Source organism: Streptomyces sp. NPDC058246 (assembly GCF_042881985.1).
Taxonomy (GTDB): Bacteria; Actinomycetota; Actinomycetes; order Streptomycetales; family Streptomycetaceae; genus Streptomyces.
In genome coordinates, this window is sequence record NZ_JBHVWZ010000021.1 from 67,859 (window position 1) to 88,132 (window position 20,274).

The following is a 20,274-nucleotide window of genomic DNA, read 5'->3' on the forward strand; positions in this document are numbered from 1 at the left end:
GAGGCGTCGGCCCGCACCGGGGAGTCGCCGCCGCGCGCCGCAGGCGCGGAATCACGCTGGGTCACGCGTCGCCGCCTTCGCGCATCGGCACGCGCACGCCACGCTCGTCGGCGACCGACTCGGCGATGTCGTACCCGGCGTCCACGTGGCGGATGACACCCATGCCGGGGTCGTTCGTGAGCACCCGACGGATCTTCTCGCCGGCGAGCTTGGTTCCGTCGGCGACGGACACCTGACCGGCGTGGATGGACCGCCCCATGCCGACTCCGCCGCCGTGGTGGATGGAGACCCAGGACGCGCCCGAGGCGACGTTCACCATCGCGTTCAGCAGCGGCCAGTCGGCGATCGCGTCGGACCCGTCGAGCATCGCCTCCGTCTCACGGTACGGCGAGGCGACGGAGCCGCAGTCGAGGTGGTCGCGGCCGATGGCCAGCGGTGCCGCCAGCTCGCCGGACGCCACCATGTCGTTGAAGCGCTCGCCGGCCTTGTCGCGCTCGCCGTAGCCGAGCCAGCAGATACGGGCGGGCAGGCCCTGGAAGTGGACCCGCTCCCGGGCCATCTTGATCCAGCGGTGCAGGGACTCGTTCTCCGGGAAGAGGTCGAGGATCGCCTTGTCGGTCTTGGCGATGTCGGAGGCCTCGCCAGACAACGCCGCCCAGCGGAAGGGGCCCTTGCCCTCGCAGAAGAGGGGGCGGATGTAGGCGGGGACGAAGCCGGGGAAGGCGAACGCCCGCTCGTACCCGGCGAGCTGGGCCTCACCGCGGATCGAGTTGCCGTAGTCGAAGACCTCGGCGCCGGCGTCCATGAAGCCGACCATGGCCTCGACGTGCCGGGCCATGGACTCCCGGGCCCGGGTGGTGAAGCCGGCCGGGTCCTTGGCCGCGTAGGAGGCCATGTCGTCGAAGTCGACGCCGACGGGGAGGTAGGAGAGCGGGTCGTGGGCCGAGGTCTGGTCGGTCACGATGTCGATGGGGGCGCCCTCGGCGAGCATGCGCGGGAGCAGGTCGGCGGCGTTGCCGAGCAGACCGATGGACAGCGGGCGCCGGGCGTCACGGGCTTCGACGGCGAGCTGGAGCGCGTGCTCCAGGGAGTCGGCCTTCACGTCCAGGTAGCGGTGCTCGATGCGGCGCTCGATGGCGCGCGGGTCGCAGTCGATACAGATCGCGACACCGTCGTTCATCGTCACGGCGAGCGGCTGGGCGCCGCCCATGCCACCGAGGCCGGCGGTCAGCGTGATGGTGCCCGCGAGCGTGCCGTTGAACTTCTTCGCGGCGACGGCGGAGAAGGTCTCGTAGGTGCCCTGGAGGATGCCCTGGGTGCCGATGTAGATCCAGGACCCGGCCGTCATCTGGCCGTACATGGTGAGGCCGAGCGCCTCCAGGCGCCGGAACTCCTCCCAGTTCGCCCAGTCGCCGACCAGGTTGGAGTTGGCGATGAGGACGCGCGGGGCCCACTCGTGGGTCTGCATGACACCGACGGGGCGGCCGGACTGGACGAGCATCGTCTCGTCCTGCTTGAGGGTCCGCAGCGTGCGGACCATCGCGTCGAAGGAGCGCCAGTCGCGGGCGGCCTTGCCGGTGCCGCCGTAGACGACGAGCTTGTCGGGGTGCTCGGCGACCTCGGGGTCCAGGTTGTTCTGCAGCATCCGCAGGGCGGCTTCCTGCTGCCATCCCAGGGCACTCAGTTCCGTACCGCGCGGCGCTCGGACGGGGCGGGGTCCTGACATGGTCTGCCTCCTATGCGGACTGCTGTGACTGTACGGAGTGTCCCAGCGGACTGTTGCAGTAGATATTCACATCCTCGCTTCTTGAATAGAGCTAGTCAATAGGTGCATAGGTCAGCGCGGGCGCGTCGTGGATGTTTGGCTGGGATGTATGGGCGCAGACAGGGACAGGACGGGGGATCCGGTGGACGACGGGGCGGACGGGACGGCGGTGTTTTCCGGCGAGGGCTCCGACAAGGACCCCGGCACCGGAGCCGGTGGTGGCGCTGACCGTGGCAGTGGCTACGGCAGTGGCAGTGGCAGTGGCAGTGGTGGCGGTGGCGGTGAGCCGGACTCGTATCGCGTCGTCCGGCGCGACGAAGCCGTCCGGGCCGCCGTGGAGCAAGGGCTTCTCGGTCCGGAAATCCCCATCGTCGCGCTCCTCGACGTCCCCGGCATCCGGGCCTCGGCGGCCGCCCTGCACGCCGCCTTCGACGCGGTGACCGCTCCCGGCACCCCGGTGCTGCACGCGTTCGCGGTCAAGGCGACCCCGCTCGTGCCCGTCCTGCGGCTGCTGCACGAGCAGGGCATCGGGGCGGAGGTGGCGAGCCCCGGGGAGCTGGCCCTCGCCCGGGCGGCGGGGGTGCCGGCGGCGCGCACCGTGCTCGACTCCCCCGCCAAGACGCCCGCCGAGCTGCGCGAGGCGCTGGCGTCGGGCATCGCGGTCAACGCGGACAACCCCCAGGAGCTGGACCGCATCGACGCGCTGGTGCGGTCCTCGGCCGGCCTCCCCCGAGCTCTCGGCCCCGCTCGGCCAGGGGGGACCCCCAGCCCCCTCGGCATCCGGGTGAACCCGCAGGTCGGCGGGGGTTCGATCGAGGCGCTGTCCACCGCTACGGCGACCTCCAAATTCGGGGTCGCGCTGCGGGACGAGGGCGCGCGGGAATGGGTCGTGCGGGCGTACGCCGACCGCCCCTGGCTGACCCGGCTGCACGCGCACACCGGGTCCCAGGGCATCCCGCTGTCGCTGATGGCGCAGGGCGTGGCGGAGACGTACGCGCTGGCCGAGGAGATCAACCGGCGGATCGGGCGGCAGCAGATCGACACGATCGACATCGGCGGCGGGCTGCCGGTCAACTTCGGCTCCGACGCGACGGCCCCGACGTACGCGCAGTACGCGCGGCTGCTCGCCGAGGTGGTGCCCGGGCTGTTCGACGGGCGGTACGGGCTGGTCACCGAGTTCGGGCGGTCGCTGCTCGCCAAGCACGGAACGGTGCTCGCACGGGTGGAGTACGCGAAATCCGCCGGGGGCCGGGCGATCGCGGTGACGCACGCCGGGGTGCAGGTGGCGGCCCGTACGGTGTACGCGCCCGGGTCCTGGCCGCTGCGGATCGCCGCGTACGACGCGAAGGGGCGCCCCAAGGCGGGACCGGACGTCGTCCAGGACATCGCGGGCCCCGCCTGCTTCGCGGGCGACCTGCTCGCCGAGGGGCGCGCGCTCCCGCTGCTCGAACAGGGCGACCACGCGGCGGCGCTGGATACGGGCGCGTACTACTTCGCCCACCACTACGCGTACAACTCCCTCGCCCGGCCGGGCATTTACGGCTTCGCGCCGGACGGGGAGGGCGGGGTGCGCTTCGCGGTCGTACGGGAGCCGCAGACCCTCGACGAGATCGTCGCGGAGTCGGGCGGGGCACGGCCGTCGGCGCTCACGGGGCTCTAGGTCGCCGATCGGATCCCGCTGATCGAAGCCCGCTGATCGAAGCCGGCCGATCGGAGCCCGCCGATCAGTGACGGCCGATCAGTGACGGCCGATCGAAGGTCACTCACCGAGGCCCACCCACCGCGATACGCCCAGAAGCTGACCCCCCGGAGCTCACCCACCGAGGCCCGTCGACCGCGAGGCGCCACCGAAGCTTCAGAGCTCACCCATCAGAGTTCACCCAGACCGGCGCTCGCGGTTTCGCGGGCGCCCCAGTGCACCCCGGTGCACGCCAGTGCACCCCCGCGCACCCCCGGCCCACCCCCAGGTGAGCCCTCGTGACGGCCTCGTGGGGCTTCACGATGGATTCACCGCGTTCAACCGGCCGGAAAATATGGTCAGTTGACCCACCTTAGTCACCCCTCGGCATGTTCCACAGGAAAATGCCAGAAGCCTCACCCCTCGCGCACACGTTGCGTAACTTCGGCGTCACTCGGCCGAACCCTTGGCGGGAGGGGAGACACGGTGCCCGGAATCGACGAGTGCCTGCTGGAAGCCATGACACTGCCCGGTGCCCGGGGTGCCGCGGTGGTCGACTGGACCAGCGGCCTGGCCCTGGGGACCGTCGGGGAGGCGCCGGGCGGTGATCACGAGACGACCGCGGCGGAGGCCGCCGAGCTGGCCCGGCTCGCCGCCGAACACCGGGCGTTCGCCCCGGGCGACGGCTCCGACTGGTCCGAGCAGGACACCCCGGTCGAGGACCTGATCATCAGCAACCGGGACAGCTACCACCTGTTGCGGTTCGTCCGGACGACCTTCGACAGCAGCGTGTTCCTGCACCTGTGGCTGGCCCGCGCGGACGGCAATCTCGCGCTGGCCCGCATCCGGCTCGGCGAGATGGCCGGACGGCTGGTGCTGGGATGACGACGGTCAGGACACCTCCCCCGCCGGGGCTGCCCGTACGGGACAGAGCGGCGGACGTCATCGGCGGCGTCTCGCCGATGCTGAGCCGGCTCGCCGCCGAGCGGGCCACCGGCGTCCTCCTCCGCGAGCGCGGCACGCTCTACCTCGCCGACGGTGACGTGGTGCACGCCGAGAGCCCGGCCACGCCGGGCATCGACCTGCTGTTCGCCGCCCGCGGGGTGCTGGACGCCGAGGTGTGGCGCGAGGCCGTGACAGCGGCCGGGGCGCGGCGCGGGGTCGGCCGCTTCCTGGTCGACAGCGGCCGGATAGCGGAGGGCGCGCTGGAGCTGTGCCATCTCGGTGCGCTGTACGACGCGGCGTACTTCGCGCTCGGGCCGAGCAGCACCCCGACCCGTTTCCGGTACGGGGCCGCGCACTGGCTCGGTCCGGTCCGCCCGGTGCCGGTGGCCGCGCTGGAGCGCGAGACCGTGCGCCGGCGCGAGCTGCTGCACCGCATCTGGCCCGACCCGGCGACGGACACCGCGCCGCTGGTGCGCTGCCGCCTCACCGCTGGGCCGTCGGTCCCGCTGCGTCAGCAAGCCGTTCTCGGCCGGGTGGACGGCCAGCGCACCGCGGCGGACGTCTCGCTCGCCCTGGGGCGGCCCGCGTTCCACACCCTGGTCGACCTGCGCCGGCTGGCCGCCGCCGGACTCGTGGCGGCGGCACCCCCGGCCGAGCCGCCTCCCGTGCCCGCTGTGCTCACCCAGCCCTCCGCCGACCCCGACGTGGCTCTGCTGCGGCGGCTGAGAGACGCGCTGGAGGCGCTGTGAGGCTGCGGACCTGTCGTTGGGATCACGCCCGGGCCGCCGGGTGTGGCACGCACCTCCGCCGCGTCGTCGTCACGCGCCGGCTCCCCCACGCCCGGCTTGGCTCGCGCGGGGGCACCCCCATCGCGTCGGCTCCCTCCTCCGCCGTGCGGCCGCACGCACCAGACCCCGCTCACCTGCGTGGTGACGCGCCGTGGGTCGACGTCGGCCTGACCCGCAAGACCGGCCCCAACCCGCGGGAGGCCCTGTGATCCGCGCGCTGCGACAGCGTGCCGAGAGGAGACTGCTGATGGCTGCGGAGCCCGAAGTCCTGGACGAGCTGCACCGGTTGAGGGCCCGAGTGCCCCAGCTGACCGGGGCGCTCGCGGCCAGCGCCGACGGTCTCGTCCTCGCCCACGACACCCCCGGTGTCGAGCCTGATGGGCTGGCCGCGCTCACGGCGGCCGCGCTGGGCGTCGCCGTGCGGCTGGCGGACGCCACCGGGCAGGGCGACTTCCGCGAGCTGCTGGTGCGCGGCGTACACGGCTATGTGGCGACGTACGCGGCGGGCGCCTCCGCCGTGCTGACCCTGCTCGCCCAGGACCGGGTCAACGTCGGCCGGCTGCACCTGGAGGGCCGCCGCTCCGGTACCCGGATCGGCGAGCTCGTGGACGCGGCGACGGCGCGCGGTGAACCGGTCGCGCCGGCGCGGGCGCCCGCGAAGAGCGCCTCCGCCCCGGCACGTACCCGCACGGCGCGCGGCGCGACGGGTTCGCGCGCCTCCACCACCCCTACCCCCAACACCCCGACCACATCGGAAAGCTGAAAGGAATCACGCCACCATGACCAATACCGAAACCGCGTTGAAAGAGGCGCTCGCCGCCATCGAGGGCGCGACCGGAGCCGCTCTCGTCGACTACACCAGCGGCATGGCGCTGGGCACGATCGGCGGCAGCAAGAGCTTCGACCTCACCGTCGCGGCGGCCGGCAACACCGACGTCGTCCGCGCCAAACTGCGCACCATGGAGCACCTCGGGCTCAAGGGCGAGATCGAGGACATCCTGATCACGCTGTCCGACCAGTACCACCTGATCCGGTTGATGAAGGGACGCGGCGGCAACGGGCTCTTCCTGTACCTGGTGCTCGACGCCAAGCGGTCCAATCTGGCGATGGCCCGCCATCAGTTGCGCAGGATCGAGGCGGACCTGGAGGTGTAGCGGGTCCGCCGCCGTGGTCAGCGGCGCCGCGCTCCACCGGGCGCGGCGTCGCCGGCCGCGACGCCGGTGGCCCGGCACGCCTTGACCGGCTTGCCTGCGGGGGCGCCCGCGCCCCTGCCGAGCCAGTCGACGCGCACCCAGATCAGCGCCTGCTCGGCGCGTTCGCGGCGCCCGAGCCAGCCGGCCTTCAGGCGCAGCCCGACGGCCGCCCCGGCGAGCAGCATGCCGCCCGCGGCGGGCAGCGCGAACGAGCTGCCGAGCGCGGCCACGAAGGCGAGGACGAGCCACCAGCGATGGCCGCGGCGCCAGTTGCGTATCGTCACGGCGCGGTCCTGGAGCACATCGTGCTTGCCGGCCCGGGCGGCGGAGCGCACCAGGGCGGCGTACCGCTTCCGGCGCCAGTACGCCACCACGGCGGCCGTGACGAGGAACAGCGCGGCCCCGGCCATGACCCCGATCCGGCGCCCGGTCACCCCCGGCACCAGCACCCCGATCCCTGCCGCGAACACCCCGCACCACCACAGCGGTGCGGCCCCGGCCCGTACGACGACGGCCACCCGGGCCAGCCCCTGCCCTCCGCGCGCCACGATCCGCCTCCTCAGCTCACCGTTCCGTCCTTTCGGGCGCGCAGGCTAACGAGAAAAAGTGAGACGAATCTGAGAGAGCGGCCGCCCTCGCGACCCGGCGGGCTACTCCACGAACAGCCCCCGCGCGGCGGCCCGCACGTCGAACTCCTCCAGCCGGGCCTGCGCGTCCGGCAGGTCGTCGCACATCGCCTCCAGGAGGACGCGGCCCAGCAGCATCGGGGCGCAGGCCGTGTCGAAGGCGAGGCCGGTGCCGACGGCCGCGGGGAGCAGCAGGTCGGACACCTTTGCCACCGGCGCGAACGCGGAGTCCGCGACCGTGACGACGGTCAGCCCGGCCTCCTTGGCGTAGGCGAGGGAGTCGACGACCTCGCGCGGGTGCCGGGGCAGCGCGAAGCACAGCAGGGCGGTCGCCCCGGCCAGGACCGCCGCGTCGATGCGGTCGTGGAGCATCGTGCCGCCCTCGTGGAGCAGTCGTACGTCGGGGTGGACCTTGGCGGCGAAGTAGGCGAAGCCGTATGCCTGGGAGGCGGCGGCCCGCAGGCCGAGCACGGGCAGCGGGCGGGAGGCGGCGAGCAGCCGGCCCGCCTTCGCCACCGGGCGCGGGTCGGCGAGCACTTCCGCGAGGTGCTTCAGGTTCTCGATCTCGGCCTCGACGGCCTGCTGGTACTCGTTGTACGAGCCGGTGTCCACCGCCTGTTCGGCGGGCGCGACCTCGCGCAGGTGCTTGCGCAGCGCCGGGTAGCCGTCGAAGCCGAGGGCGACCGCGAAGCGGGTGACGGACGGTTGGCTGACCCCGGCGAGGTCGGCCAGCTCGACGCTGGACAGGAAGGGGACGTCGGCGGCGCGCCGCACCATGCTGTGCGCGATGCGCCGCTGGGTCGGCGTGAGCCGGTGGCCCTCGAAGAGGGCCTGCAGCCGGGCGGCGGGACTGTCCGTCACGCTCACGTTCCTGTCCATGCCGGCAGCGCTCCCGTCCTTGTCCACGCCCGTGCCGTCGCCCCTGCCCGGACCCGCGCCGCTGCCCTTGTCCTTGCCCACGCTCATGACGTACTCCCCCTCCAGATGTCCGTGAACCGGTCGAGCAGTGCGGCCGCGGCCGTCACGTCGTCCGTGAGCGGCCGGTCGGCCTGTTCCGGGTCGAGCACCGACTCGGCCAGTTCCAGCGCGCGCCCGGCCGGCAGTTCCGGTGCCGGCCGCAGGTCGCGCTGGCGCAGCGCCCGTACGGCGGCGACCAGTTCGCAGCCGATGACGAGACGGTACGCACCGCACGCCCGCAGTGTCTGACGTGCGGCGAGCGAGGCGAAGCTCGCCTGCTCCTCGACGCCCCGGGAGAGTACAGCGTGGCCGAGCGAGGCGGGCGCGGAGAAGGCGCGCAGGTCGCCGAGGGCGGCTCCGGCGGCGTACTCCAGGATCATCACGCCGGAGGACGCGGGCTCGTGGTCGGCGAGGAAGGGGCGCAGACGGGTGTAGGCGGGCTCGTTGAGGGTGGAGAGCCGGGAGGTGGACAGGCGCGCCACCTGCGTCACGGCCAGCCGGAAGTGGTCGAGGGCCAGGGCGAGTTGGGCCTGGTAGAAGCCGCCATGGTGGTAGGCGGCCATGTCCTCGGGGGAGATGAGGGGGTTCTCTGCGGCGGCGTTGATCTCCACCGTGAGGACGGCTTCCAGGGCGTCCGCCGCGTCGTGCGCGGGTCCGTGTATCTGCGGGACGCACCGGAAGCCGTAGGGGTCCTGGATCCGCCCGAGCGGCGGCGTCGGCCGGTCCGCCGCACCGATCAACTCCCGCATCCGGCGCGCCACTTCGACCGATCCTCGGTGCGGGCGGGCGGCGTGCACGGGTGCGGCGTACGCCTCGTGCGAGCCGTCGACGGCCAGCAGCGACAGCGCCGCCACGACCTGCGTGGCCCCGATCAGACCCCGCAACTCGTGCAGCGCCAGGGCGGCCTGCCCGAGCGTGAGGGCGTTGCTGCTGATGAGCGCGAGCGCGTCGTTGTTGTCGAGCGGCTGCGGCTCGGGGCCGATGCCGTGCGGGCGGAGGCCGCCCTCCGGACCCCGCCAAGGGTGCTCCCCCGCCAGCGCCAGCCCCACCTGGGCGAGCGCCGCGATGTCGCCGGTGCCCACCGAGCCGAACTCGTTCACCACGGGGTGCGCGCCGGTCTCCAGGGCCTCGCACAGCGCCGTCACGACGGTGGGCCGCAGCCCCGCTCCGCCCGCGAGCAGCTGATTGGCGCGGACGGCGAGCATGGCGCGGACCTGATGGGCGGGGAGTTCCTCGCCGATCGCACCGGCGTGGCTGCGCAGCAGGCGCAGGCCGTGGTCCGCGGCGGCCTCGGTGGGCACGTCCTCGTTCCGGTTGGCGCCGACGCCGGTGGAACGCCCGTAGACGCGCCCGGTCGCGGCGATCTGCCGGGCCGCGTCCCAGGACTCCTCGACCCGCTTCATCGCCTCGGTGCCGGGCACCGGTCGCACGGCCCCGCCGGCGAGGCGGACGACGTCGTCGACGCCGGTGCTGCATCCGTCGAGGACCACGATGCCGCTCGGTGCGGCCACCGACCCGTCCACAGTTCGAGACGACATCACGCCCAAACTCCCCTCAATCCGGACATCCGATCTTGTCTGGCGGTCATAAGTAACCAGCGATTAACACCGGACCGTTGACAACCTATTCAGGTACAGAGAACTCTGCATGACGATATGCAGGCCGGGCAAGGGACACCTCATGATCCAGTTCGACGCGGTCCACAAGCGCTTCCCGAACGGCACGACAGCAGTCCACGACCTCTCCCTGGATATGCCGGAGGGCGGTGTGACCGTCCTCGTCGGATCTTCCGGTTGCGGTAAGACGACCACCCTCAGGATGGTCAACCGGATGGTCGATCCGACCTCCGGCACCATCCGGGTCGGCGGCAAGGACGTCCTGGAGCAGGACGCCGCCGAGCTGCGCCGTTCCATCGGGTACGTCATCCAGCAATCGGGGCTCTTCCCGCACCGCACGGTGCTCGACAACATCGCCACCGTGCCGCTGCTCCTCGGCTGGGGACGCAGGAAGGCACGGGCACGGGCGGCCGAGCTGCTCGAAACGGTCGGCCTCGCCGCCGACGCGGGCAAGCGGTACCCGCACCAGCTCTCCGGCGGTCAGCAGCAGCGCGTCGGCGTGGCCCGCGCGCTCGCCGCCGACCCGCCCGTCCTCCTCATGGACGAGCCCTTCGGCGCGGTCGACCCGGTCGTGCGCACCCAGCTCCAGGACGAACTCCTGCGCCTCCAGAAGGAGTTGAGCAAGACCATCGTCTTCGTCACGCACGACGTCGACGAGGCGGTCCGGCTCGGCGACCAGATCGCGATCTTCCGCACCGGCGGTCATCTGGTGCAGTGCGCCGCACCCGCGGAGCTGCTGGCCCGCCCCGCGGACGACTTCGTGGCCGACTTCCTCGGCGCCGAGCGCGGCCTCAAGCTGCTCTCCCTGAAGACCCTCGCGGACGTCCCGCAGGGGCCGGCCCCCGAGGGCGGCGGCTGGACCCTCGTACTCGACGAGGCCCACAAGCCGCTGCACTGGGCGTCGACGTCCGCGACGAACACGGAACTCCCCGTCCGCCCGCTCGCGGACGGCGACTCCCTGCTGGCGGCCCTCAACGAGTCGATCGCCTCCCCCACCGGCCTGATAGCCCGGGTCGACGCGGCCGGCGTCCTCACCGGCGTGTCGTCCCGCGACGACATCCACGAGCACGCGGGCCGCGCCCACACCGAAGCGAGCGTGCCCGCATGACCATCGACTGGTCGTGGATAGCCGACCACACGGACGACCTCACCACCCTGACGCTCTCCCACCTCCAGGCCGCCCTCTCCGCCGTCCTTTTCGGCCTGCTGATCTCGCTCCCGCTGGCCGTCGTCGCCCACCGGGTCCGCCCGCTGCGCGGCTTCCTCCTCGGCCTCTCGAACGTCCTGTTCACGATCCCGTCTATCGCGATCTTCGTCCTCCTGCTGCCCGTCTCCGGACTGACCCGCACCACCACGGTCATCGGCCTGACGACCTACTCCCTGGTCGTCCTGCTGCGGAACACGGTCGAGGGCCTCGACTCGGTCCCGGCCAAGGCGAAGGAGGCCGCGAAGGCGATGGGCACCCGCCCCCTGCGCACCCTCCTCACCGTCGAACTCCCCCTGGCCCTCCCGGTGATCATGGCGGGCGTCCGCATCGCGACGGTCATGTCGATCTCACTCGTCTCCGTCGCCACCTACATCGGCGACGGCGGCCTCGGCCAGCTCTTCACCGACGGCTTCCAGCGCAACTTCCCGACCCCGGTCGTCGCCGGTGTCGTACTGACCCTGCTGCTGGCCCTGGTCGCGGACGCGCTGCTGGTCGCGCTCCAGTACGTACTCACCCCGTGGACGAGGCGGCGAGCCTGATGTACGAACTCTTCAAGAACCTCGGAAAGTGGCTGGTCAGCGGCGACCAGTGGGCAGGCCCGGACGGCATCGCGCACCGCATCGCCGAGCACCTCGAATACTCCCTCCTCGCCACACTCATAGCCGCGGCCATAGCCCTCCCCCTGGGCCTGCTGATCGGCCACACCGGCAAGGGCGCCTTCCTGGCCATCAACCTGTCCTCCTTCGGCCGCGCACTGCCCACCGTCGGTCTGGTCGTCCTGGTCTTCCTGGTCAGCGGCCTGTCGCTGTGGTCGGTGTACGTAGCCCTCGTGGTCCTCGCCGTACCGGCCATCGTCACCAACACCTACGCGGGCATGAGCGCGGTCGACCCGGATGTGAAGGACGCGGCGCGGGGCCAGGGCATGCGCGGCCACCAGGTCCTCTTCCAGGTGGAGATCCCGCTGGCCCTCCCGTTGATCATGACGGGCCTGCGCCTCTCCCTCATCCAGGTGGTGTCCACCGCCACGATCGCCGCGTACGTCAGTTTCGGCGGCCTGGGCCGGTACGTCTTCGACGGCCTGGCCCAGCGCGACCTCGTCCAGGTCCTCGGCGGCGCCACCCTGGTCGCCGTCGTCGCCGTCGTCCTCGACCTGGCACTGGCCGGACTCCAGCGCTACCTGTTCCTCCCCCACTCTCGGCTTCGCTCGAGCGGGAGGGACCCCCATCGCCGTACCCCCGCAGCCCACTGAGGAGCCGAAGAACCATGAACCGTAGGACTCTGCTCGGGGGCCTGTTCGCCGCGGCCTCCGTCCCCGCCCTCGCCGCCTGCGGCAGCGGCATCACCTCGCTCGACGGCTCTGGCAACGCCGGCAGCGGCGGCTCCGGATCGAGCGCCGGCGGCGTGACCATCGGCACCGCCAACTTCACCGAGAACCAGATACTCGGCTACCTGTACGCGGGCGTCCTGGCGGCCGCGGGCGTCAAGACGAAGGTCCGCCCCAACCTCGGCTCCCGCGAGATCGTCGTCCCGGCGCTCAAGGGCGGCGACATCGACCTGCTCCCCGAGTACCAGGGCAGCCTCCTCCTCTACCTGGACGAGAAGGCCACGGACACGGAGGCGGGCGCCATGCAGAACACCCTCACCACCGTCCTCCCCGGCGGCCTGGAGGTCCTCCCCTACGCGGCGGCCGAGGACCGTGACAGCTTCGCCGTCACCAAGGAGACCGCCGACAAGTACGGCCTCACCTCCCTCGCCGACCTGCGCAAGGCCAACGGCAAGCTGATCCTGGGCGCCGCGGCCGAGATGAAGAAGCGCGTCGTCGGCGTCGTGGGCCTCAAGGACCGCTACGGCGTGGAGTTCAAGGAGTTCAAGTCCCTCGACTCCTCGGGCCCGTTGGTCAAGGGCGCCCTGAAGAAGGGCGACATCGACGTCGCGAACGTCTTCACCACGGACGTCGACGTGGCGGACAACGGCTGGGTCGTCCTCACCGACCCCCTGAACCTGATCCCCTCCCAGCACATCGTCCCCCTCATCGCCTCCCGCAAGGCCGACGCCAAGGTCCGCAAGGCCCTGGCCACCCTCGGCAACGTCCTCACCTCGGAGGAGCTGACCAAGCTCAACCGCCTGGTCGACAAGGACAAGAAGGACCCGGACGAGGTCGCGAACACGTGGCTCAAGGGGAAGAAGCTGGCGTGAGCCTCGAAGTGCCGGGCGGATCCAGCAGTTTCGTCCCGCCCGGCATCCGAGGCCGAGCGTGTCAGCCCATGGGGTCGTGCCACGTCCAGACCGGATCCGCTGGCGCCACCGTTCGTCACTTCCGGATCACCTACGGATGTAGCGGGCCGGCGTGTAGGCGACCGGGCCGGTGAGCCCAGCCCCGGACTCGTCGACCATGTCCACGACCTCGAAGCCCGCACCCGCCGCGTAGCGCTCCAGTTCCCGTGGAAACAGCACGCGTCGCCGGATCTCGTCCTGGGCCTCTTCGCCGGAGGCCGGAACCCAGCGCCTGCGCATGGTGTTGATCTGCGTCCGCAGGTCCCACTCGTATGGAGGGCGCTGGTCAACTTCGCTCGGACTGATGCCTTTGACCAACACCCATTCGACGCGTCACAGACAACGCAGCCGGGAGGCGGTCCATGAACCACCCACTCCTTATTTCGTCACTCTGACACAATCTTCCCTCGATTGATGATGCTCATGCTCTCTTCTGCGATGCTGGAAGCCGATCGAGAGGGGCCGTAGCCATGCAGTGGAAGATCCACGGGGAACGTCCGATCTACGAGAACCCTTGGGTGAACCTGTGGTTGACCGATGTGGAGCAGCCGGACGGACGCCGATGGGAGTACCACGTCGTCAAGCTTCGCCATCTGGCCGTGGCCGCCGTAGTGAACGAGCGTCAAGAGGTCCTGATGATGTGGCGCCACCGCTTCATCACGGACTCGTGGGCCTGGGAGTTGCCCATGGGCCTGGTCGAGGACAGCGAGTCCCCAGAAGAGGCGGCGGTACGCGAAGTTCTGGAGGAGACGGGCTGGCGTCCTGGCCCCACCAAGCCTCTGATCTACGCCGAGCCGGCCAACGGGATCACCGACTCGCAGCACCACATCTTCCGCGCGGATGGCGCGACCCACGTAGGACCGCCCACCGAGAAGAACGAGTCCGATCGCATCGAGTGGATCCCCCTCAGCGAGGTGCGAGGCATGATCGACCGCCGCGAGATCGTAAGCAGTGGATCCCTCGTCGGTCTCCTGTACCTGCTCATGGATGAAGCGATCCGCTGACCGGTGGGAGGAGCTCCCGTAGTCTCGCCTCGAAGGCCAGGGCCACGGGCTCCTGTCTGTGCGGTGCCAACTGCTCGTAGAACTCCCTGAGATGGCCCGACACTCGCTCCGAGGCCACCGCCGACGCGGGCACCAGAGCTTGCGTGGCGGTGTCGCACGCCTGATCAAGCTTGCCCTGGTCCAACTGCGTGCGAGCCAGCCAGAACGCGTGAAACGCACGGCCGCGCTGGTTGCTGTGGTCTTCCCGCCGTAAAGCATCCGCGATCAAGGGTTCGGCGGTTGCTGCTTCGCCCAGTCGGCCGTGGGCGATGCCCGTGTCCACGATGAGCTTGGGCTCATCGAAGTAGTTCACCCATGACGGGTCCGAGTCATTTGCCCCGATCCGCTCGAAATGGCGGTGTGCTTCGCCGATCGCCCGGTGAGTGGAGTCCCGGTTGCCGAGGGTGGCATGGGCGAACGCTTCGCGCATGGACAGCATCGACAGGACGCGCGGGGTGGTGCCCAGGGCTGAGCGGGCCTGGTCCTGGGCGGCGGTCACGAGTGCCAGGGAGTCTGCGGGCTTGTCCTGGTAGGTCGCCTGCAAGCTCATGCAGGCAAGCACGTTGGCCATGAACTGCCGGTCGTCGCTCTCCTTGGCCAGTTGCAATGCCTCGGTGAAGTACGCGCGGGCCCGGTTGTACTGGCGGGCGTCGAAGTAGGTCCAGCCGGTGAGGCGGGCCAGCTCGGCCGCGATTCCGTACAGGCCGTTCTGGATGGACGGCGGTCGGCTCTCCTTCAGGAGCCCGACCACATACCGGAGCTGACCGACGATGGCCGGCCTCAGAGCTTCGCCGCCGTGCTGGTCGTCCCGTCGCCAGTAATCCTCGATAGACGACCGGAAAGCTTCCAGCGTGGCTGTGCTGAGGTTTGTCCGGGTGGCCAACGCCAGGATGCTGTCCACATCTGGCCCCGGTAGAGAAGCGGGTGTCTGCTTCTCTGGCTCCGGCTCTTGCGGTGCCTCGCGCTCGGTGACGACGAGTGCCTGAGGCGTCTCCCAAGATCGCCGGGCAAGCCCGAGCATGTGCCCAGGGATGCGCAAGCCGTCCGCGATGCGTTCGACGACGTCCATGTGCCGCAACTGGCGGCGGCCTGCAGTGACTTCACCGACCCGGCTGGGAGTCAGTTCGCATCGCCTGGCGATCATCGACGGGTAGATGCCCGCTCTCGTTTTCACCAGCCGGAAGACTCTGGCGAAGTCCCGTACCCGACACGCATTGATCATCTCAGGATCGGTGAGCAGCCGGGCGGGCAGTTCCTGTGGCCGGTCGGCTTCGGGCATTGGGCAAGCTCCCACACTGCGAGGGCTACGCAACGTCGCTGATTCTCTACTTCCCGCGATATTACCCAAGTTGGGTAATCAGCCTGACCTTTTGGCGACGACCCGTGGGTCGCGATGCTCCTGTGCATGGCGAGCAATCAGCAGACCAGGCCAGTCATCGGTGAACTGGCGAAGGACAGCGCAAGGGGACGTATCGGCGTCGTCATGGGTGAGATCGGCGGCCGTGTACAGATAAGGCCGATCCGCGGCGGCAGGGAGTGGGATGCCATGCCGGACAACGTGGTGGCGCTCAGCGCGCGGGAGGAACTGAGCGCACGTCTGGCCGTGAAGGACGGCAACAGTCAGGTCGGACTGTGATGCGCGCCATCGGCCGGTACGCCGGGGTCCTGTTCATCATCTGCATCAGCGGCTCATGCGGCTTGGTGATCGGCATGGCCCTCGCTACCAGCCCGTAGACCGGCCGCCCCCGGACGGGTGCCAACTCCCCGGCTCCCCAACCCGTTCGGGGTCGGCCATCCAAGCCCGCTTCCCGGTCGTCTATGAGCCGAGCTCGACGATCAGGGCGGGAGGTAAGCGCCACGCACCACCTCACACGAGGAGATTGCACATGACAGCAACGATGAACGAGCAGAAGACCGGCCGCGCGGTGGCTGGTGAGGAGCTGTTCGAAAGCCTCTTCCACTTCGTGGTCATCCACAACGGGCAGTCGCCCGAGCGTGCCAAGCGGATCGCCGACCAGGCGGTCGCGTTCCTGGTCACGGTGGCCACCGCCACCGTGACCATGGTCCCCTCGGACGACGTGGACCTCGGCCTGCACGCACTCATCCTGCACACGAAGGAGTACGCCGAGCTGTGCGAGAAGTACGCGGGCCGCTTCCTGCACCACAACCCGGTGCTGGGTGGAGGGGCCCGTGACCCTGAGAAGGTCGCCGCCTCGGCACACGCCATGAAGGCGGCCGGTTTCACGGTCTTCGACGACCTCTGGACCGTCAACGGCGCGAACCTCGCACAGTGCGACTCGGACTGTGGCCGACCGTACGGTCAGGCGTAGCACACGACAACAGCGATGCGGCCGGCCCCGACTCGCGGTCGGCCGCGTTCGCTCGGAAGGAGAAGAGACGTTGCCCGGCTCAACCGCTGAACTGCCGATCGTGGTGCTCGACGCACTCATGCCCACGGCTCAGCACCTGGTCATCAACCGTCGGGGCTCCACTGTCTGGGAGGTGGAGAGCCATCGGGGCCACTACGCCGTGAAGCTCGGTTATCCGATCGAGGCCACCGCCGACTGGCCTGCCCAGCCCTGGACTGCGCTCGCGCCCGCACGCGAGGGTGCCGTGCTGCATCGCCTCGGCCTCGATGAGATCGCGTACGGCGAATGGGACCGCGGAACGTGGAACATGCAGCCATGGCATGAAGGGCCGGACCTGTACAGGCTGTGGGAGCCATGCCGTGGGCGAGACTCCTCCATCGCACCGCACACCAGCGCGGCGCTGGGATGCGTGGAAGCACTGGCCGAACTCCACGCAAAGGGCTGGGCACACGGTGATGTGCAGCCCGCCCACTTCATCATCGGGCCGGAACGGACGCACCTCATCGACCTCGCCCTTGCCCGGGGCGGACAAGTGCCCGAGGGGTACGATTTCCCCTTCCGCGGCAGCCTCGTCCACTACGAGGCACCGGAGATCGCACGCAGCGTGCTCGCCACCGGAGAAGCCGAGCCCACGCAGGAAGCCGACATCTACGCTCTCGGCGCATCCCTGCTCATCTCCGCCACCGGCTGGCGGGCGGTCGAGTACCCGGACGATGCTCCGCGTCCCGTGCAGAGAGAGGCAGTGGCGAATGGTCGGCGTCGAACCGTCAAGGCACCTGGCGAACTGGGCGAGCTGATCGACGCGATGCTCAGCCACGCTCCCAAGGATCGGCCGACGATCTACGAGGTGGGCAAAGCCCTGAGCTGATCCCGAAGCCCCGGTTCATCCGGCGCCGCTCGCACGGCCAAGGCCAACAACCAAAGACCGGACCACCCCTCAGCCTGGACAGCATTCCGGGTGGTCGGTCACGGAATCCCTGATCAGGACCCCGGTGCCGACGGTACCGGGGCTGTCGGCGTGCTCGGATGCGGGCACGGCTGTAACCAACCCCAGCTTCCTGTTGTCGAGTTGGAGAGGATCACTGTTGCGGTTCGGCCGGCGGAAGCCCAGTTCTGACCTGAGCCACCGAAAGTCGGCCGACGGCGGGACCGCCGAACGAGCACCCGTCACGTGTGTTTCCAGCGACCCCGCACCGACCTCAGCCACGCTTCTCCCACACACTGGTGCCTGCCGGTTGAGACTGGCAGGCAGGGCCCCTAGGGCACTCACCGGCCGCTGCTACACCGATCGCTTCACTGCTGGTGACATGGAACTGGTCCTGATCACCAGGACCACCGACTACAGCACCTTCGCTCAGGTCGCAGCAGACACCACCACGCCCTGATGCCCATAGCTCACCACCGTGGGCCGTGGTCCACGGCTGGTCCACACGCACTGATCAACAACGCGACAGAGCCGCGTCAAGGTGAGACAGGCCCCATGCAGAAGGGGTGCCCCTCAGCGAGAGGCGCCCCTCCTGACCAGCACGTCCATGACCTGGTGAGGTGGCGGGATTCGAGCCCACGGGGACGCTTTCACGTCCTCACGTTTTTCAAGACCGTTCCCGACCCCGTCGGGGCCTACACCCGCACCGCCGACCCCCGCTCACTCATCCGAGGCGCACAGAGGATCCGCTTCTTCCGGACCCGTTTCCCCTCGATCGCGGCGACCGTCAGCCGGGCGGCCTCCGCGGCGATCTCGGCCAGCCCCCAGTCGACGGTGGTCAACGGCGGCGTGAGCACCCGGGAGACGGGGTGGTCGTCGAAGCCGACCACGGAGACGTCGCGGCCGACTTCCAGCGAAGCCTCCGCCGCGGCCGCGTACACGCCATAGGCGAGGGAGTCGGAGAAGCAGAAGACGGCGGTGGCGGGCCGGTCGCCGTCCAGGACGCGGCGGGCCACGCGGGTCGCCTCGGTCAACTCCTGGGGGCAGGGGACGAGTTCGGCCTGCAGGCCGAGGCGGTCGGCGGCTTCGCGGACGTAGACGTCGGCGGGGCGGTCCGGGGTGCTCGGGCGGGTCGGGGTCAGCACGGTCACGCGGCGGTGGCCGAGGCCGTGCAGGTACTCCAGTACGGCGTCGATGCCGGCCCTGTTGTCGAAGATGACCTGCCCGGCCGTACGGGCCGCGCTCAGCGAGTCCCCGACGGCCACCACCGGCAGCGCCTCGGCGATCGCCGCCCAGCCCTCCGCCGAGGGGTTGACCGGGGACACCAGCAGCGCGTCGACCCGCTGGTCGCGCAGCTGCTTGGCGAGGACCAGCTCGCGGTCGGGGTCGCCGCCCGCGTCCAGGATCAGCGCGTAGCGGTCGCCGACGAGGAGCTCACGGCCGATGGCCGCCATCAGCTGCTGCTGCCACAGGTCCTGGAGGTCGCCCGCGAGAACGCCGACCATGCTGGTGCGGCCGCTGGCGAGGGCGCGGGCGATGGGATCGGCCTCGTAGCCGAGTTCGGCGGCGGCCTTGCGCACCCGCTCCTCGGTCTCCTTCGAGACCTGCTTGCCGCGCAGGGCATAGGAGACGGCGGCGGTGGAGAGGCCCGTGGCCTCGGCCACCTCCCGGAGGGTGGTGCGCTTGGTGGGCCTGGCCATGCCGGGAAGCCTACCGGGACCCGTCCGCATTGTGGGCACGCGGCGCCGTCCGCGCACCGTGGTCCCGCCCTCGCCCCACCCTCATCCTCGCCCCGCCCTCATCCCCAGCCCCCATCCAGCCCCCCTCGATCCAGTCCTCATCGATCCGGTCCTCGCCCCCCCCCGCTCCCGCCCCCGGGCGCGCTACTTGACACATCACCTTGTTAAGCGCTTAAGTTAACCGCATAAGTGAAGCGGTTAACCAACCACCACAACCACCTGACCCGCCTCCCGAGGACCCTCCGCGTGCCCACCGACGTCCACCAGCACATCTGGCCGCCCGCCTTCATCGAGCTGCTGCGCGCCCGCACCGCACCGCCGTTCCTCGACGGCTGGACCCTGCACCTGGCGGGCGAGCCGCCCTACGAGGTCCACCCGGCCGATCACGACGTCGCGGCCCGCACCGAGCTGGCCCGCGCCGACGGCCTCGACCTGGCCCTCGTCTCGCTCTCCAGTCCACTGGGCATCGAATATCTGCCGCCCGCCGAGGCCGAAGAGCTCCTGACCGCCTTCCACGACGGCGCCCTCGCCCTCCCCGCACCCTTCGGCGTCTGGGCCTCGCCCTGCCTGACGGCCCCGGACCCGGAGGCGGTCGCCGGCGAGCTGAGCCGGGGCTGCGTGGGCCTCCAGCTCCCCGCCACGGCCCTGCTCGACGCCGCAGGCTGGGACCGCTGCACGCCCCTCCTCGACGTCCTCACCCACCACGACAAGCCCCTCTTCATCCACCCGGGTGCCGCCCCGCCCGCCCCCGACGCCCCACCCTGGTGGCCCGCCCTGGTCCCCTACCTCCACCAGATGCACGCGTCCTGGTTCGCCTTCCGCGCCTTCGGCCGCGCCCGCCACCCGCGCCTGCGCGTCTGTTTCGCCGCCCTCGCCGGCCTGGCCCCGCTGCACGGTGAACGGCTCGCGGCCCGCGGCGGAGGGCGCGGCGAGGTCGACTTCGACGCCTTCTACGAGACCTCGTCGTACGGAACGCGCGCCGTGGACGCGGTCGTCCGCGCCGTCGGCATCGACGTGGTCGTCAGCGGCAGCGACCGCCCCTACGCGCCCCCCGTCGTCCCCGACCTCGGCGCGGACGCCGCCGTCCACGCCCTGCGCACCGCCAACCCCGTCCGTCTGCTGCACGGCCACCCCTGACACGGCCCACGC

The 20,274-nt window shown here is 70.9% G+C and carries 21 protein-coding genes; 14 read left to right on the plus strand and 7 right to left on the minus strand.

Going from position 1 to position 20,274, the window contains the following annotated elements:
* Window positions 1–61: 61 nt before the first annotated feature.
* Window positions 62–1,726 (minus strand): urocanate hydratase, encoded by a 1,665-nt coding sequence (hutU, locus tag ACFVXA_RS27000; RefSeq protein ID WP_362028262.1) that lies wholly within the window; start codon window positions 1,724–1,726, stop codon window positions 62–64.
* A gap of 148 nt (window positions 1,727–1,874) precedes the next feature.
* Between hutU and ACFVXA_RS27005 the strand changes: the two genes are divergently transcribed.
* The 5 genes from ACFVXA_RS27005 to ACFVXA_RS27025 all read left to right on the plus strand — a co-directional run bounded on the left by ACFVXA_RS27005 (window position 1,875) and on the right by ACFVXA_RS27025 (window position 6,330).
* On the plus strand, window positions 1,875–3,425 hold the full coding sequence (locus tag ACFVXA_RS27005; protein WP_390027056.1) for a diaminopimelate decarboxylase: 1,551 nt from the start codon (window positions 1,875–1,877) through the stop codon (window positions 3,423–3,425).
* 504 nt (window positions 3,426–3,929) lie between these two features.
* On the plus strand, window positions 3,930–4,328 hold the full coding sequence (locus tag ACFVXA_RS27010) for a hypothetical protein (protein WP_362028266.1): 399 nt from the start codon (window positions 3,930–3,932) through the stop codon (window positions 4,326–4,328).
* The gene (locus tag ACFVXA_RS27015; RefSeq protein WP_390027059.1) at window positions 4,325–5,137 is read left to right on the plus strand and encodes a transcriptional regulator; all 813 of its coding nucleotides are present in this window, start codon (window positions 4,325–4,327) and stop codon (window positions 5,135–5,137) included. Before ACFVXA_RS27010 ends, ACFVXA_RS27015 begins: the two co-directional genes overlap by 4 nt.
* A 286-nt stretch (window positions 5,138–5,423) precedes the next feature.
* Entirely contained in the window at window positions 5,424–5,939 is a 516-nt protein-coding gene (locus ACFVXA_RS27020) for a roadblock/LC7 domain-containing protein (RefSeq protein ID WP_383741811.1), read from the plus strand.
* 16 nt (window positions 5,940–5,955) lie between these two features.
* Window positions 5,956–6,330 (plus strand): hypothetical protein, encoded by a 375-nt coding sequence (locus tag ACFVXA_RS27025; protein ID WP_362028274.1) that lies wholly within the window; start codon window positions 5,956–5,958, stop codon window positions 6,328–6,330.
* A gap of 17 nt (window positions 6,331–6,347) precedes the next feature.
* On the opposite strand, the gene ACFVXA_RS27030 is transcribed toward ACFVXA_RS27025, so the two are convergent.
* The 3 genes from ACFVXA_RS27030 to ACFVXA_RS27040 form a co-directional block, all read right to left on the minus strand.
* Window positions 6,348–6,917 carry a hypothetical protein gene (locus ACFVXA_RS27030; RefSeq protein ID WP_389470289.1) on the minus strand — a complete coding sequence of 190 codons (570 nt, stop codon included), beginning with the start codon at window positions 6,915–6,917 and terminating at the stop codon, window positions 6,348–6,350.
* 102 nt (window positions 6,918–7,019) lie between these two features.
* A complete protein-coding gene (locus ACFVXA_RS27035; protein WP_362028371.1) occupies window positions 7,020–7,874 on the minus strand; it encodes a MurR/RpiR family transcriptional regulator in 855 nt (284 codons plus the stop codon).
* Between the two features lie 83 nt (window positions 7,875–7,957).
* A complete protein-coding gene (locus ACFVXA_RS27040; protein WP_390027062.1) occupies window positions 7,958–9,490 on the minus strand; it encodes an aromatic amino acid ammonia-lyase in 1,533 nt (510 codons plus the stop codon).
* Window positions 9,491–9,632: 142 nt separating this feature from the next.
* Between ACFVXA_RS27040 and ACFVXA_RS27045 the strand changes: the two genes are divergently transcribed.
* From ACFVXA_RS27045 to ACFVXA_RS27060, 4 genes are read left to right on the plus strand one after another with little or no spacing between them, the layout of a single operon-like run.
* Window positions 9,633–10,676 (plus strand): ABC transporter ATP-binding protein, encoded by a 1,044-nt coding sequence (locus ACFVXA_RS27045; RefSeq protein ID WP_390027066.1) that lies wholly within the window; start codon window positions 9,633–9,635, stop codon window positions 10,674–10,676.
* Complete coding sequence (locus tag ACFVXA_RS27050) at window positions 10,673–11,314, plus strand: ABC transporter permease (protein ID WP_383741819.1); 642 nt, start codon at window positions 10,673–10,675, stop codon at window positions 11,312–11,314. The genes ACFVXA_RS27045 and ACFVXA_RS27050 overlap by 4 nt, the downstream gene beginning before the upstream one ends.
* Window positions 11,314–12,024, plus strand: coding sequence for an ABC transporter permease (locus tag ACFVXA_RS27055; protein WP_383741932.1), 711 nt, complete (start codon window positions 11,314–11,316; stop codon window positions 12,022–12,024). Before ACFVXA_RS27050 ends, ACFVXA_RS27055 begins: the two co-directional genes overlap by 1 nt.
* A 14-nt stretch (window positions 12,025–12,038) precedes the next feature.
* The gene (locus ACFVXA_RS27060; protein WP_362028288.1) at window positions 12,039–12,971 is read left to right on the plus strand and encodes an ABC transporter substrate-binding protein; all 933 of its coding nucleotides are present in this window, start codon (window positions 12,039–12,041) and stop codon (window positions 12,969–12,971) included.
* 126 nt (window positions 12,972–13,097) lie between these two features.
* On the opposite strand, the gene ACFVXA_RS27065 is transcribed toward ACFVXA_RS27060, so the two are convergent.
* On the minus strand, window positions 13,098–13,289 hold the full coding sequence (locus ACFVXA_RS27065; protein WP_383741825.1) for a hypothetical protein: 192 nt from the start codon (window positions 13,287–13,289) through the stop codon (window positions 13,098–13,100).
* 230 nt (window positions 13,290–13,519) lie between these two features.
* Between ACFVXA_RS27065 and ACFVXA_RS27070 the strand changes: the two genes are divergently transcribed.
* Window positions 13,520–14,053, plus strand: coding sequence for an NUDIX hydrolase (locus tag ACFVXA_RS27070; protein WP_383741828.1), 534 nt, complete (start codon window positions 13,520–13,522; stop codon window positions 14,051–14,053).
* Here the strand turns inward: ACFVXA_RS27070 and ACFVXA_RS27075 are convergent.
* On the minus strand, window positions 14,031–15,371 hold the full coding sequence (locus tag ACFVXA_RS27075; protein ID WP_390027071.1) for a helix-turn-helix domain-containing protein: 1,341 nt from the start codon (window positions 15,369–15,371) through the stop codon (window positions 14,031–14,033). The two genes, ACFVXA_RS27070 and ACFVXA_RS27075, sit on opposite strands and share 23 nt — an antisense overlap.
* A gap of 114 nt (window positions 15,372–15,485) precedes the next feature.
* Here ACFVXA_RS27075 and ACFVXA_RS27080 point away from each other — a divergent pair, with 114 nt between their 5' ends.
* From ACFVXA_RS27080 to ACFVXA_RS27090, 3 genes are all read left to right on the plus strand, one after another.
* Window positions 15,486–15,728 (plus strand): hypothetical protein, encoded by a 243-nt coding sequence (locus tag ACFVXA_RS27080; RefSeq protein ID WP_384022726.1) that lies wholly within the window; start codon window positions 15,486–15,488, stop codon window positions 15,726–15,728.
* 250 nt (window positions 15,729–15,978) lie between these two features.
* Complete coding sequence (locus ACFVXA_RS27085) at window positions 15,979–16,422, plus strand: glycine-rich domain-containing protein (RefSeq protein ID WP_383741835.1); 444 nt, start codon at window positions 15,979–15,981, stop codon at window positions 16,420–16,422.
* A gap of 118 nt (window positions 16,423–16,540) precedes the next feature.
* Window positions 16,541–17,329 (plus strand): protein kinase, encoded by a 789-nt coding sequence (locus ACFVXA_RS27090; protein ID WP_383741934.1) that lies wholly within the window; start codon window positions 16,541–16,543, stop codon window positions 17,327–17,329.
* Window positions 17,330–18,081: 752 nt separating this feature from the next.
* On the opposite strand, the gene ACFVXA_RS27095 is transcribed toward ACFVXA_RS27090, so the two are convergent.
* Window positions 18,082–19,086 (minus strand): LacI family DNA-binding transcriptional regulator, encoded by a 1,005-nt coding sequence (locus ACFVXA_RS27095; protein ID WP_390027074.1) that lies wholly within the window; start codon window positions 19,084–19,086, stop codon window positions 18,082–18,084.
* A gap of 285 nt (window positions 19,087–19,371) precedes the next feature.
* Between ACFVXA_RS27095 and ACFVXA_RS27100 the strand changes: the two genes are divergently transcribed.
* Window positions 19,372–20,262 carry an amidohydrolase gene (locus ACFVXA_RS27100; RefSeq protein ID WP_390027077.1) on the plus strand — a complete coding sequence of 297 codons (891 nt, stop codon included), beginning with the start codon at window positions 19,372–19,374 and terminating at the stop codon, window positions 20,260–20,262.
* Window positions 20,263–20,274: the final 12 nt, after the last annotated feature.

Bases quoted from the DNA above. Each gene is read 5' to 3' on its own strand.
- hutU (WP_362028262.1), bottom strand. From the start codon at position 1,726: ATGTCAGGACCCCGCCCCGTCCGAGCGCCGCGCGGTACGGAACTGAGT.
- ACFVXA_RS27005 (WP_390027056.1), top strand. From the start codon at position 1,875: ATGGGCGCAGACAGGGACAGGACGGGGGATCCGGTGGACGACGGGGCG.
- ACFVXA_RS27015 (WP_390027059.1), top strand. From the start codon at position 4,325: ATGACGACGGTCAGGACACCTCCCCCGCCGGGGCTGCCCGTACGGGAC.
- ACFVXA_RS27020 (WP_383741811.1), top strand. From the start codon at position 5,424: ATGGCTGCGGAGCCCGAAGTCCTGGACGAGCTGCACCGGTTGAGGGCC.
- ACFVXA_RS27025 (WP_362028274.1), top strand. From the start codon at position 5,956: ATGACCAATACCGAAACCGCGTTGAAAGAGGCGCTCGCCGCCATCGAG.
- ACFVXA_RS27035 (WP_362028371.1), bottom strand. From the start codon at position 7,874: ATGGACAGGAACGTGAGCGTGACGGACAGTCCCGCCGCCCGGCTGCAG.
- ACFVXA_RS27040 (WP_390027062.1), bottom strand. From the start codon at position 9,490: ATGTCGTCTCGAACTGTGGACGGGTCGGTGGCCGCACCGAGCGGCATC.
- ACFVXA_RS27045 (WP_390027066.1), top strand. From the start codon at position 9,633: ATGATCCAGTTCGACGCGGTCCACAAGCGCTTCCCGAACGGCACGACA.
- ACFVXA_RS27050 (WP_383741819.1), top strand. From the start codon at position 10,673: ATGACCATCGACTGGTCGTGGATAGCCGACCACACGGACGACCTCACC.
- ACFVXA_RS27055 (WP_383741932.1), top strand. From the start codon at position 11,314: ATGTACGAACTCTTCAAGAACCTCGGAAAGTGGCTGGTCAGCGGCGAC.
- ACFVXA_RS27060 (WP_362028288.1), top strand. From the start codon at position 12,039: ATGAACCGTAGGACTCTGCTCGGGGGCCTGTTCGCCGCGGCCTCCGTC.
- ACFVXA_RS27065 (WP_383741825.1), bottom strand. From the start codon at position 13,289: ATGCGCAGGCGCTGGGTTCCGGCCTCCGGCGAAGAGGCCCAGGACGAG.
- ACFVXA_RS27070 (WP_383741828.1), top strand. From the start codon at position 13,520: ATGCAGTGGAAGATCCACGGGGAACGTCCGATCTACGAGAACCCTTGG.
- ACFVXA_RS27075 (WP_390027071.1), bottom strand. From the start codon at position 15,371: ATGCCCGAAGCCGACCGGCCACAGGAACTGCCCGCCCGGCTGCTCACC.
- ACFVXA_RS27080 (WP_384022726.1), top strand. From the start codon at position 15,486: ATGCTCCTGTGCATGGCGAGCAATCAGCAGACCAGGCCAGTCATCGGT.
- ACFVXA_RS27085 (WP_383741835.1), top strand. From the start codon at position 15,979: ATGACAGCAACGATGAACGAGCAGAAGACCGGCCGCGCGGTGGCTGGT.
- ACFVXA_RS27090 (WP_383741934.1), top strand. From the start codon at position 16,541: ATGCCCACGGCTCAGCACCTGGTCATCAACCGTCGGGGCTCCACTGTC.
- ACFVXA_RS27095 (WP_390027074.1), bottom strand. From the start codon at position 19,086: ATGGCCAGGCCCACCAAGCGCACCACCCTCCGGGAGGTGGCCGAGGCC.